The organism is Methylobacterium sp. Leaf85, from assembly GCF_001422125.1.
Lineage (GTDB): Bacteria > Pseudomonadota > Alphaproteobacteria > Rhizobiales > Beijerinckiaceae > Methylobacterium > Methylobacterium bullatum.
Window position 1 is genome coordinate 536,087 of record NZ_LMME01000001.1, and the last position, 12,211, is coordinate 548,297.

At 66.2% G+C, this 12,211-nt stretch carries 9 protein-coding genes and 1 pseudogene; 2 read left to right on the forward strand and 8 right to left on the reverse strand.

The genetic code is table 11. The features are described from left to right. Positions 1-39: 39 nt before the first annotated feature. From truB to rimP, 6 genes are all read right to left on the reverse strand, one after another. The gene (gene truB / locus ASF08_RS02455) at positions 40-1,065 is read right to left on the reverse strand and encodes a tRNA pseudouridine(55) synthase TruB (RefSeq protein ID WP_018044939.1); all 1,026 of its coding nucleotides are present in this window, start codon (positions 1,063-1,065) and stop codon (positions 40-42) included. Positions 1,066-1,200: 135 nt separating this feature from the next. Beyond that, positions 1,201-1,632 carry a 30S ribosome-binding factor RbfA gene (gene rbfA / locus ASF08_RS02460; RefSeq protein WP_018044938.1) on the reverse strand — a complete coding sequence of 144 codons (432 nt, stop codon included), beginning with the start codon at positions 1,630-1,632 and terminating at the stop codon, positions 1,201-1,203. 141 nt (positions 1,633-1,773) lie between these two features. After that, complete coding sequence (gene infB, locus ASF08_RS02465) at positions 1,774-4,695, reverse strand: translation initiation factor IF-2 (protein ID WP_056140714.1); 2,922 nt, start codon at positions 4,693-4,695, stop codon at positions 1,774-1,776. Then, positions 4,696-5,514 (reverse strand): RNA-binding protein, encoded by an 819-nt coding sequence (locus tag ASF08_RS02470; RefSeq protein WP_056140717.1) that lies wholly within the window; start codon positions 5,512-5,514, stop codon positions 4,696-4,698. It abuts the gene before it with no gap. Positions 5,515-5,710: 196 nt separating this feature from the next. Then, the gene (nusA, locus tag ASF08_RS02475; protein WP_056140719.1) at positions 5,711-7,312 is read right to left on the reverse strand and encodes a transcription termination factor NusA; all 1,602 of its coding nucleotides are present in this window, start codon (positions 7,310-7,312) and stop codon (positions 5,711-5,713) included. A gap of 86 nt (positions 7,313-7,398) precedes the next feature. Beyond that, the gene (gene rimP / locus ASF08_RS02480) at positions 7,399-8,172 is read right to left on the reverse strand and encodes a ribosome maturation factor RimP (RefSeq protein ID WP_056140722.1); all 774 of its coding nucleotides are present in this window, start codon (positions 8,170-8,172) and stop codon (positions 7,399-7,401) included. A gap of 239 nt (positions 8,173-8,411) precedes the next feature. Here rimP and ASF08_RS02485 point away from each other — a divergent pair, with 239 nt between their 5' ends. Next, on the forward strand, positions 8,412-9,059 hold the full coding sequence (locus ASF08_RS02485) for a CatB-related O-acetyltransferase (protein ID WP_056140725.1): 648 nt from the start codon (positions 8,412-8,414) through the stop codon (positions 9,057-9,059). 133 nt (positions 9,060-9,192) lie between these two features. Next, positions 9,193-9,594: a hypothetical protein gene (locus ASF08_RS24435; RefSeq protein WP_156629422.1), complete on the forward strand. Its 402-nt coding sequence runs from the start codon at positions 9,193-9,195 to the stop codon at positions 9,592-9,594. Positions 9,595-9,920: 326 nt separating this feature from the next. Here ASF08_RS24435 and ASF08_RS24440 read toward each other — a convergent pair whose 3' ends face one another. Both ASF08_RS24440 and ASF08_RS02500 read right to left on the reverse strand, forming a co-directional pair. Next, the gene (locus ASF08_RS24440) at positions 9,921-10,778 is read right to left on the reverse strand and encodes a hypothetical protein (protein WP_156629423.1); all 858 of its coding nucleotides are present in this window, start codon (positions 10,776-10,778) and stop codon (positions 9,921-9,923) included. A gap of 190 nt (positions 10,779-10,968) precedes the next feature. After that, a pseudogene (locus tag ASF08_RS02500) lies at positions 10,969-12,209 on the reverse strand (IS256 family transposase). Positions 12,210-12,211 lie beyond the last annotated feature (2 nt).

The following is a 12,211-nucleotide window of genomic DNA, read 5'->3' on the forward strand; positions in this document are numbered from 1 at the left end:
CCAGCAAGGTATCGCTGCTGCCGGCAAGCGACGATCCCCTCAACCCTGGCGTGCCGTTCCGCCGAGGTGGAATACGCGATGCGGAACCAGTTCGCCGCGCTCGACGTCGCCCACGGCCACGAGGATACCGCCGCAGGTGGCAAAAGCCTTGCCCTCCGTGGGGGCGTCCTGCCCCCGGAGGAGAACCGGCTGGCCCCGCATCAGACGAAGCGCCATGTCGCGCGAGACGGCCACCGAGACGACTGCGTCGAGCGCCGTTTCGACGGGCCTAAGATGAGCGGCGTTGCCGTCCGGACCGCCCTCTTCGAGAGTGGCCACGAGGCAGGATTCGGCTTCCGCGAAGGGGCCGACGCGGGTGCGGCGAAGCGCCGAGACGTGGCCGTAACATCCGAGCACGCGGCCGAGATCACGGGCGATGGCGCGCACATAGGTGCCCTTGCCGCATTCGGCTGAAATGACGGTGCGATCGGGCGTGTGTTCCACCACCGCGAGATGGTCGATCTGGACCGGGCGCGCGACCAGCTCCACCACTTCGCCGTCGCGGGCAAGATCGTAGGCGCGCTCGCCGGCGATCTTGATCGCCGAGTAGCGCGGCGGCACCTGCTCAATAGCGCCGATGAAGGCGGGGAGGGCTGCCTCCACGAGGGCGCGATCCGGCCGCGTGTCGCTTGTAGCAACCGGACGGCCTTCCGCATCGTCGGTATCCGTCTCGATGCCCCAGGTCACGGTGAAGATGTAGGCCTTGCGGCCATCCATGACGAAGGGAACGGTCTTGGTCGCTTCTCCGAGGGCGATCGGCAGGATGCCGGAGGCCAGCGGATCGAGCGTTCCGGCATGACCCGCCTTTTTGGCGTTGAAGGCACGCTTCACCACGGCAACCGCATGGGTCGACGTCATGCCGACCCCCTTGTCGAGGATCACCCACCCGTTCACGTCGCGGCGCTTGGGCCGATCCGAGCCTTGACCCCGCTGCTGGCGGCGGCCTTTGGAGGGGCTTTCCTCGCCGGAACGGTGGGGCGGCGGGGAGGCGACGTCGGAATGCTCGATCGTCGGATCGTTGATCATGATGTCCTCGTCGGCGGCGAGATGGAAGCAACGGCCTCTGCAGCCGGAAAATCCTTAATCTACGCCAGGGTCAGTTCGTGATGGGGTGTAACGCAGGGGTCGGATCGCTGGGGCCGATCTGTATCGCCGCCATGGTCAGTTCTGAGTGCCGCCGTCCTGATCGTCCGAATCCTGGGGCTGGGATTCGAGATCGCGCCGGACCTTCTCGCTCCTGAGAAGGGCGTCGATGCGATCCGCCTCGTCGAACGTCTCGTCACGGAGGAAGCGGAGATCGGGGGCGAATTTCAGGTTCACGCGCCTGGCGACTTCCTGGCGCAGCGCCTTCTTGTTGCGCTCCAGGGCCGCGATGACAGGTTTCTCGTCGAGCCCGCCGAGCGGCATGATGTAGGCCGTGGCGATCTTGAGATCCGGGGACATCCGCACTTCCGGCACGGTGATGACGTGCGAGCCGAGGACGGGATCCTGGATGTCACCGCGTTGAAGCACCTCGGCGATGGCGTGCCGGACGAGCTCGGCCACGCGCTGCTGTCGCTGCGAGGGACCGCTGGGGTTGGGTTTCTGAGCCATGATCGCTTGGTCTCGGATCCGGGATCGCCTGGAGGGGGCAGCCCACCTTGCGGGGGCGCATCGACGTGCCGGCCCTCTTCAAAACAAAACGGCGGCTGCAGCGCGCGCTGCAGCCGCCGGGTTCGTCTGGCCGCGTCGCTGCTAGAGCGTGCGGCGGATCTCCTCGACCCGGTAGCACTCGATCGTGTCGCCGGCGCGCATGTCCTGGAAGTTCTCGAAGGACATACCGCACTCGTAACCCGACCCGACTTCCTTGGCGTCGTCCTTGAGGCGCTTCAGCTGGGACAGTTTGCCCTCGTGGATCACCACGCTGTCGCGGATCAGGCGGACATGAGCACCGCGCTGCACGACACCGTCGGTGACGCGGCAACCGGCGATCTTGCCGACCTTCGAGACATCGAAGATCTGCAGGATCTGCGCCTCGCCGAGGCGCTCCTCGCGCAGAGTCGGCGGGAGCATGCCCGACAGGGTCGCTTTGATGTCATCCACGAGGTCGTAGATGATGTTGTAGTAGCGGATCTCGACGCCCTTGTTCTCGGACGATTCGCGCGCTTCCTTGTGGGCTCGCACGTTGAAACCGATGACGACGGCCTTGGAGGCCTCCGCCAGGGTGACGTCCGACTCGGTGATGCCGCCGACACCCGCGAGCAGGATGCGCGCCGACACCTCGTCGTTGCCGAGCTTCTCCAGTGCGCCGATGATGGCTTCCACCGAGCCCTGCACGTCGCCCTTGACGACGATGGCGAGTTCCTTGCGGCCCAGGCCTTCCTTGAGGTCGCGCATCATGTCGACGAGCGAGCGGTTCGCACCGCCGGTCCGTGCGGCGATGCGCTCGCGCTTCTGACGGGCGCGATACTCGGTGACTTCACGGGCGCGGGCTTCGTTCGGCACAACGGCCACGCGGTCACCCGCGTCCGGAGTCCCATTGAAGCCGAGCACCTCCACCGGCACCGACGGGCCGGCATAGGGGATGCTCTCTCCCTTGTCGTCGATGAGGGCGCGGACGCGACCCCATTCGGCGCCGGCGACGACGATGTCGCCGGTGAAGAGCGTTCCGCGCTGCACGAGCACCGTCGCGACGGGACCACGACCGCGATCGAGCTTGGCCTCGATGACCGTACCCTCGCCGTCGCGGGCTTCGTTAGCACGCAGGTTCAGGATCTCGGCCTGGAGCTGTAGGCCTTCGAGAAGGTCCGGCAGACCGTCGCCGGTCTTGGCAGAGACTTCGAATTCCAGGGTCTCACCGCCCATCGATTCGACCTGGATGTCGTGCTGCAGCAACTCGGTGCGGACTCGCTGCGGGTTCGCCTCGGGCTTGTCGATCTTGTTGATCGCCACGATGAGCGGCACTCCGGCCGCCTTCGCATGGCTGATCGCCTCCACCGTCTGGGGCATGACGCCGTCATCTGCCGCCACCACGAGCACGACGATGTCCGTCACCTTGGCGCCACGGGCGCGCATGGAGGTGAAGGCCGCGTGGCCGGGAGTGTCGATGAAGGTGACCATGTCACCGGATGGCGAGGCCACCTGGTAGGCGCCGATATGCTGCGTGATGCCGCCGGCCTCACCGGACACCACCGCGGTCTTGCGGATGGCGTCGAGGAGCGAGGTCTTGCCGTGGTCGACGTGACCCATGATGGTCACGACGGGCGGACGCGGATCGAGATCCTCCTCGAGATCGGGCTCGTCGTTGAACAGGCCTTCCTCGACGTCGGACTCGGCGACGCGGCGCACGGTGTGTCCGAGTTCCTCGGCAATGAGCTGAGCGGAATCCGAATCGATCACGTCGGTGATCTTGTGGATCTCGCCCTGCTTCATGAGCAGGCGGATCACGTCCACGGCCCGCTCCGACATGCGGTTGGCGAGTTCCTGGATGGTGATCGTCTCGGGGATCGTCACCTCGCGGGAGAGCTTTTCCTTTTGCTCAACCTGCCGGTTGCCGCTCATGCGCTGCTGACGGCGGCGGAACGAGGCAACGGAACGCGTGCGCTCGTCCTCGCCCGACGTGGCGGTAGCGATCGTGAGACGCCCACGGTTGCGGTCGCCGCCCGGCTGCTTGGGGGTCTTGGGCGGCGTGATGATCTTGAGCGGCATGCCGGGACGGCGGATCACGCGCTTCTGCTCGCTCTCCTCCTCGGCAGCCTGTGGCCGACCCGGCGCGCGGGCGGTGGGAGCCGCCGCACCGGCCGGGCGTGCGGCCGTGGAAGCGGTCGGAGCCGCCTCTGGCTCGGGCGCGGGCGCCGGCTTGGCCATGAAGTTCAGGTCGCGCGGCTTGCGCACGTCTGCGGTGATAGTCTTGCGCGGCTCGGCCGGTGTCGGGCGTGCCGTGAGGGGCTGACGCACGGCAGGGGCCGCCGGACGAGCCGGGGCCGCAGCCTGCGGAGCGGGAGCAGGTGCTGCCGGAGCAGGCTTCGGGGTGGAGGATATCGGAGCCGAGACGGGCGCCATCGGCACCGTCTTGGAGACGGGCTTCGGCGGCGTTGCCGGAACGGGCGCAGCTGCGGGGGCTGCCGCAGCGGCCTCCTTCGCAGCTGCCTCAGCGGCGCGAGCCGCCTCACGAGCAGCTTCTTCCTCGGCACGCAGGCGAGCCTGCTCCTCGGCGCGAAGGCGCTCCTCTTCCTGGCGGCGACGCTCTTCGGCCTCGCGCTGACGGATTTCCTCAGCCTCGCGGGCACGCTGAGCAGCGGCCTCTTCCTCGACCTTGCGGCGTGCTTCCTGCTCACGGCGCTGGGCGTCGGCGAGAGCTGCGGCGCGCGCGTCACGCTCCTGCTCGCTCAATGTCCGCAGCACGACGCCACCCGCCGCCCGCTGGGCGGGGCGCGGAGCCGCCGGAGCGGGAGGCGCCACGCGTGACGCCGGGGCGACCGGTTGCGTTTCGCGAACGGGAGCGGCCGGTGCCGCCCCGATGACGCGCCGCTTCACGGTCTCGACCACGACCTGCTTGGAGCGGCCATGGGAGAAGCTCTGACGCACCGTTCCCTGCTCGATCGGGCGCTTCAAGGACAGCGGCTTCGAGGGGGGTCGTGCCTGCGTCTTGTCGCCCGGATTATTCGTATCGCTCATTCAGTCCAAACCCTGAGGGTTTCCATCGTCCCGTGAACCGGCAAACTGCTGTGCGCCGGGTAAATCCGTCTCGTCGTCGTCCTGCAGAGTCGGAGCGGTCTGCCCTGTTCGGGCGTAACCGGCCCCCTCGGCCGTCGTGGGCTTGCCCTCGAAAGAGCGTAGCCGACGCCAACGCGCAAGGCAGCCGGTGCTTCCGACTCCTGCGACAAGCGCCGCATGTATCACATGATCCCGACCCAAGGCCATGTCCAATTCTTCATTGGACAAATCATCGATGACCGGGACACGGGATATGGCATCGCCATGCCTCCGGTGCAATGCCGCAGCGATCTTCCGCCTGCCATCCGCACTGCCATCCGAGGCCTGTATCACGGCGGCTACGCCGGCCTTGTCGCCGATCGCGGATTCGACCTTGGCGAAGCCGGCCACCAGGCAACCCGCCTTGTTGGCGAGTGACAGGGATTGGCGCAGGTCCTCGCGCAGGATCGCGGCGATCCGGTCGCCCAGATCCGCCGGTGCCGCGGCATCCTTGGTCTTGAAGGCGCGCTGGAACAGCCGCTTCTTCAAGGCCGCCTCCACGGTGACGCGATCGGCGGTGAGCCATGCACCGCGCCCCGGCAGCTTCGCTTTTAGATCGATCACCACCTCGCCGTCCGGCGACAGAACGAACCGAATCATCCTATCGGGATTTTGCGAGACCCGGCTGACGAGGCATGTGCGCATTGCATTGCGCCGGCCGCGCCCGAGACCGGGATCGAGCAGCGTGCTCGGCTCCGGTTCGGCGGCATCGTCCGCGACATCTGCGTATTCGCCCGTCATGCGGCGGTCGGATCCCTGTTGATCGTCGCATGGACCGCAACAATTCGCGGCCCTCTCGCCTTGCAACCTACCGGCGTCCTCGACGTGAGATGCCGGAATGTCGCGAAGGCACTCTCCGGTCGGCCCTGCGATTCCTGAGGCCCGCCTTAGGCGGGTGCCTCAGGGGGGAGCGCCTGGCTCGCCCGGAACGCCGTGCTCAGACCGCCTCGGGCTCTCCGTCAGTGGTCTCGGCTTCATCCACCTCGACCGGCGCCTCGATCCATCCGGCCTTCACGCGGGCCGCCATGATCATGGCTTCTGCTTCAGCGCGGGAGATCTCGAACCCGTCGAGATAGCCAGCATGCTTGGTGGCCTCGGGGCCGCGTCCCTCGGTGTAGCCCACGAGATCGTCCGTGGCGCAGCCCGCGAGATCTTCCACCGACTTAACGTCGTTCTCGCCCAACGCCACCAGCATCGGTGTGGTCACGCCGTCGATCTCGCGCAGGTCGTCGGCGACGCCGAGTTCCTGGCGCTTGGCGTCGAACTCCGATTCGACGCGAGCGAGATGATCCTGCGCGCGGGCCTGGATCTCGGTACCGCTTTCCTCGTCGAGGCCCTGGATGTTGGCGAGCTCGCCCGGTTCGACATAGGCGATTTCCTCCACGTTCCGGAAACCTTCCGCCGCGAGGAGCTGACCCACCGTCTCGTCGACGTCGAGGGCGGCCATGAAGACAGCGGTGCGTTCGGCGAATTCTTTCTGGCGCCGCTCGGATTCCTCGGCCTCGGTGAGGATGTCGATGTCCCAGCCGGTGAGCTGCGAGGCGAGGCGCACGTTCTGGCCGCGACGGCCGATGGCCAGCGAGAGCTGGTCGTCGGGCACCACCACCTCGATGCGGTCGGCCTCCTCGTCGAGGACCACCTTGACCACCTCTGCGGGCTGAAGCGCGTTGACGATGAAGGTCGCCTGGTCTTCCGACCACGGGATGATGTCGACCTTCTCGCCCTGCAACTCGCCGACCACCGCCTGGACGCGGGAGCCGCGCATGCCGACGCAGGCACCGACGGGGTCGATGGAGCCGTCCCGCGAGATCACGGCGATCTTGGCGCGCGAGCCCGGATCGCGGGCCACCGCCTTCACTTCGACGATGCCGTCGTAGATCTCCGGCACTTCCTGCCCGAAGAGCTTGGCCATGAATTGCGGGTGGGAGCGTGACAGGAAGATCTGCGGACCGCGTACCTCGCGGCGCACGTCGAACAGGTAGGAGCGGATACGGTCGCCGGGGCGGAAGGTCTCGCGCGGGATCATCTCGTCGCGGCGCACGATGCCCTCGCCGCGTCCCAGATCGACGATGACGTTGCCGTACTCGACCCGCTTGACGAGGCCGTTGACGATCTCGCCGATGCGGTCCTTGTACTCGTCGAACTGGCGGTCGCGCTCAGCGTCGCGCACCTTCTGGACGATGACCTGCTTGGCCGACTGGGCTGCGACGCGGCCGAAATCGAAGGGCGGCAGGGTGTCGGAGATCACGTCTCCCACCAGGGCACCGGGATTGTAGCGGCGGGCCTGGTCGAGGGTGACCTCGCGGGCGTCGTTCTCGACCTCGTCCACCACCACGAGGTGGCGCGACAGGCGGAGCGCCCCGGTCTTGGGGTCGATCTCGGCATGGACGTCCGTCTCGGCGCCGTAGCGCGAGCGGGCGGCTTTGGCGATGGCCTCCTCCATGGCGTCGATGACGATGGAGCGGTCGATCACCTTCTCACGGGCGACCGCTTCGGCGATCTGCAGGAGTTCGAGCCTATTGGCGCTGACGACAGCCATCGGATTTCGTCCCTCTCTTCGTCGTGTGTTTTTTTCGGAAACCCCGGCGTGCCATCGGGCATCCACCTGGGCTCCGGGCCGATGTTCTAGTGAAGCTTGCCGTCGTCCTTGACCCGCACCGCCTTGGTGCGGACCGGCTTGGCCTTGTTGGCCCGGCTCGCCTCGGTTTCGATCTTTTCGGGCTTGGGCTTGGCCGAAGCCTTGGGCTTCAGCGGCCGCTCGACCTTCTTCTTGAGAGGGGCGGGGGGCTCGATCTCGGCCTCGGCGCCCTCTTCGATGTCGTCTTCGTCCTCATCGTCCAGCATCGGCGGTGGCCCGCCGCCGCGTCGCAGCGATTCGCGCACGAGATCGTCGGTGAGGACGAGGTAGGCGTCGCCGAGATCGTGAAGTGGCAGGTCGATGCGGCTCGGCAGACCCTCCTTCACGTCGGGAAGATCGATCGGCACCGTGAGGCCATCCGCGTTAGGAGCTCGGATGATCCCACGAAAACGCTTCCGGCCGTCGAGGGGTATCGCCAATTCGATTTTGGCTTCGTAGCCGGCCCAACGCTCGAAATCGACGGCCCGTACCAGCGGCCGGTCGATGCCGGGGGAGGAGATCTCGAGATAATAGGCCTTGCCCACCGGGTCGTCGAGATCGAGCAGAGGCGAGATCGCCCGGCTCACGGTCTCGCAATCGTCCACCGTCATGGTGCCGTCCGGCCGCTCGGCCATGATCTGCACGGTGCAGCCATTGGCGCTCGACACCCGCACCCGGACCACGCGATAGCCGAGGCCCTCGATCGAAGCCTCGATGATCTGCACGACCCGTGCGGCGACGCCGGTCTCGGTGATCAGACGTTTTTCGGAAGTGTCCGCCATGCTGCGCTGTACGTCCGGCCTTGCGTGAAGCGATCCGGTGCGAGAGGCGTTGCGGCAATAAAAAAGAGCGGACCCGGTGGGGCCCACTCCCGAACCGCAGCCTCAAGACTGCAACCAGAACTGATGTGCTATGAGTAGTCCCATCGTCGGATCGTTTCAAGCGATTTCGCGAACCGTTCCCCGGCGGAGCGCATCCCGGTCGCTCCGTCGCCGTCAACTCGTTTCAGGGAGCCTCGGCCATGGCCGCCGATCCGTCGTTCGGACCCGACCCGGATTGCCTTCACCCGGTTGCGGGCCACAGCCGCATCACCTTCATCCGCAATCTCCCCCTGCCGCCGAATGTCGAGGTCGGCGCCTACACTTACTATGACGACCCCGCCGGCCCGGAGGCCTTCCTCGACAACATCCTCTACCACTTCGCCTTCCTGGGCGACCGCTTGCGAATCGGTCGCTTCTGCGCGTTTGCGGCGGGCACGCGCTTCCTCATGAACGGGGGCAACCACCGCCTCGATGCGCCCTCCACCTACCCGTTCGTCATCTTCGGCGGCGCCTGGGCCGGACGCTTCCCCGAAGAGATGGCCTTCCCCAACCGGGGCGACACGGTGATCGGCAACGATGCCTGGCTCGGCTACGACAGCACGATCCTGCCGGGAATCCGCATCGGCGACGGAGCCGTGGTCGCCGCCAAATCCGTGGTCACCCGCGACGTACCTCCCTACGCCATCGTCGCCGGCAACCCGGCCACGCTCGTGCGGATGCGCGTACCGTCCGATATTGCCGCGCGACTCCAGGCCGTGGCGTGGTGGGACTGGGATGCCGAGCGGATCACCCGGTGCCTGCCGGCGATCAGTGGTGGGGATGTGGCGGCGTTGGAGGCCGAAGTTTGATGCCGGTCCGTCTTTCGCCGGAGCCTTCCATGTCCGCTTACCGGCCCGCAGATGCGTTGTCCTCTAGCGGGAACGGGCTCGGTCTCCAAAATGGCTCGAGGGGGCTTCCGACGATGGTCTCGGCTTCCCAACGATGCAACAGGGTGGCGAGAGCGGCTCGATCGTTGGCCATGAGCGGCTCGCCGATGAGGCAGGTCCGGTCGTTGATCAACTGCCAGTGCGCATCCTCCATCACGGCCCCCTTGCGGTACTGCTTGCCCATTTTGGACCAGCTCGCCCGAGCCTCATCGAGTTCGCCGAGCGCGATGCAGGAGACGAGGTGCCAATCCAGGCCAAGACGTCCGACCGTGGCGGGACGGGTGCGGGCGAAGTCGAGACATCCTCGCGTTGTGTCCAGGGGGCGAAGGATCGCCAAGGCATCCTCTTCGACACGAGTGACGAAATCGTCGTAGATCGTCGGGTCGGACCAGAACCAGCCCTGGCCACCCTAGAAGCCTTCGGAACGGGCAATCCTTCCGCTGCATCGCCCGAGTGAGGACGATGAACGAACTCCGGGCATGAAGAACTCGACGAGATACCAGCCCGCAACGCAATAGGCCGGATTGCTTGTCCGATCGAGGTGGATCAATCGTCCGACAGGCCCGACGGGGAGAAGCCAAAAAGAATTCCTGCCGGCAGCGGCAAGATCAGTATTTCTGTCGAGCAGACTCTTGGCGAGGCCTTTAATTTCTTAATGGTCGTCATTTTATCAGCCTCACTTGAATAATAACTATACCATTTGACTGTGGCCAAAATTTATTGGCGGCTCTGGCTAGGCACAGCGCCCTTGTTGAGCTTAGCCCCGCAGATCCAGTTTTATAATCATAGACGCAGACTGTTTGATTTGGCGATATCGACATGGATCATGGTGCCGAGTTGCTGTCTCGTCAGAAGAGGATTCAAGGCCGTCAGCCGTTTCGTCGCCTCGTCCGTGACCGCCTGAACCTCGGCATTACGTGGACAAGCTTGGTCGAGCGTTGCCTGATCGACCGGACCAACCCAAATGAGGGGGAGTTTCTTGTCCGGATCTGGGTCGAAGTCGTAGCGCAGTGCCGTTCTGCCCGGCGCCTTGCCGAATCCTGGCCTCCGAGCTTCCAAATAAGTGAAGAGAAGTGCCGCCGCTTCGAGTGTTACCTTGACGGCCGGAGCGACGATGACCGCCGGCAGAAAGACGTGTTGTATCGAGGGCTGGGATTGCGATTCGCATGACGCGAACGTGCCACGCGAGAGAACCTCTCCCGATGCCCCATCGCGGATGGTCTGAGCGTCGCCCGAATTCTCGAAAATCCTGCTTTCGCCATCCGGTGTGACGACGGCGTGCTGGTCGTCCCAATCTCCGCGTCCCGAACGAATACGCAGCGATAGAATCCGGGCCCCGTCATCGGTGACGGTTTCCTCTCGCGTGGACGTGCCTGACGTGCTTCCGTTATCGATGGAGGACCGGAGTGCCTGACCGGTTGACGGACGATCGGTCAGGCGACTGCCTCCGACGCCCCCGTCGGAGACCCACCGCCCACCATCGCTTTGGCCGGCGGGCGCACGGGGCTGGGCTGGATCGTACTTCCGGTCCAGGCTTTGTTGGAGGCGGATCAGTTTTGTCTCCGTCGCCAGTATGGCGAGTCGGCGACGGAGGGTTTCGGGGTCGTGTCCCTTGGCGTGGTGTAGCTCGCTGAGGGCCACCACGATCACCGGCTTGGGCCGGGAGGATCAGGCTGCCAGGGTCGGCAGGCTGACGAGGGNGTTGGAGGCGGATCAGTTTTGTCTCCGTCGCCAGTATGGCGAGTCGGCGACGGAGGGTTTCGAGGTCGTGTCCCTTGGCGTGGTGTAGCTCGCTGAGGGCCACCACGATCACCGGCTTGGGCCGGGAGGATCAGGCTGCCAGGGTCGGCAGGCTGACGAGGGGATCATCGCCGATTGGGGCGATGCTTTCCAGGGTCATGTAGCGGGACCGCTGGACGGCCCATTCGTCGTTCTGCTCCAGCAGGATTGCGCCGACGAGGCGGGTGATGGCGGCCTCGTTGGGGAAGATGCCCACGACYTCGGTCCGGCGTTTGATCTCGCCGTTCAGTCGTTCGAGGGGGTTCGTAGAGTGGAGCTTGACCCGGTGGGCGGCCGGGAAGCCCATGTAGGCCAGCACGTCGGGTTCGGCCGTGTYCATCAGGRCGGCGAGCTTGGGCACCTTGGGCCGGAGCTGATCGGCCACCCGTCGCCATTGCTGCCGGGCCGCCTCCGCGTCGTCCTGGGCAAACGCGGTGGCGATGAAGGCCGACACGACGCGCCGCCCGCTACGGCCGGCATGGGCGAGCACGTTGCGCATGAAGTGCACACGGCAGCGTTGCCAAGTCGCGTTCATGACTTTGGCCACCGAGGCCTTGATGCCCTCGTGGGCGTCCGAGATCACGAGCTTGACCCCGCGCAGGCCACGCCGGGCGAGCTTGCGCAGGAAGTCCGTCCAGAACGTCTCGGCCTCCGACGGGCCGACATCCATGCCGAGGACTTCGCGGCGACCGTCGGTGTTCACRCCGACCGCCACGATGACGGCCACCGAGACCGGGCTCCCGTCGCACATGTGCGATGGGGACCCTGGATGCGCCCGTCCTGGCGCACCTTTACGTAGGTCGCATCGATCCAGAGATACGGCCACTCACCCTCGATGGGGCGGTCGAGGAACGCACCGACCCGTTCGTCGATCTCCTGGCACAGGCGCGACACCTGGCTCTTCGACACGCCCGTGCCGCCCATCGCGGGTTCCCATMGCGGCCTGCCGCGATGGGGCCCTCCCTGGACCAGATCATCCACGGAGCGGGTCGAGATGCCCTGGATGTAGGCYTCCTGGATCACTGCCGTCAGTGCCTTCTCCGCCATGCGGCGCGGCTCCAGGAAGCCGGGGAAGTAGCTGCCCTTGCGCAGCTTGGGGATGCGCAACTCCACCGTACCRGCCCGAGTCTGCCAGTCCCGGTCGCGGTAGCCGTTGCGTTGAACCAGCCGCTCGGCGCTCTTCTCGCCGTGGGCCGCCCCGGTCAGGCCGCCCACCTCCAGTTCCATCAAGCGCTCGGCCGCAAAGCCGATCATCTCGCGTAGCAAATCCGCGTCGGCGCTCTTCTCCATCAGCC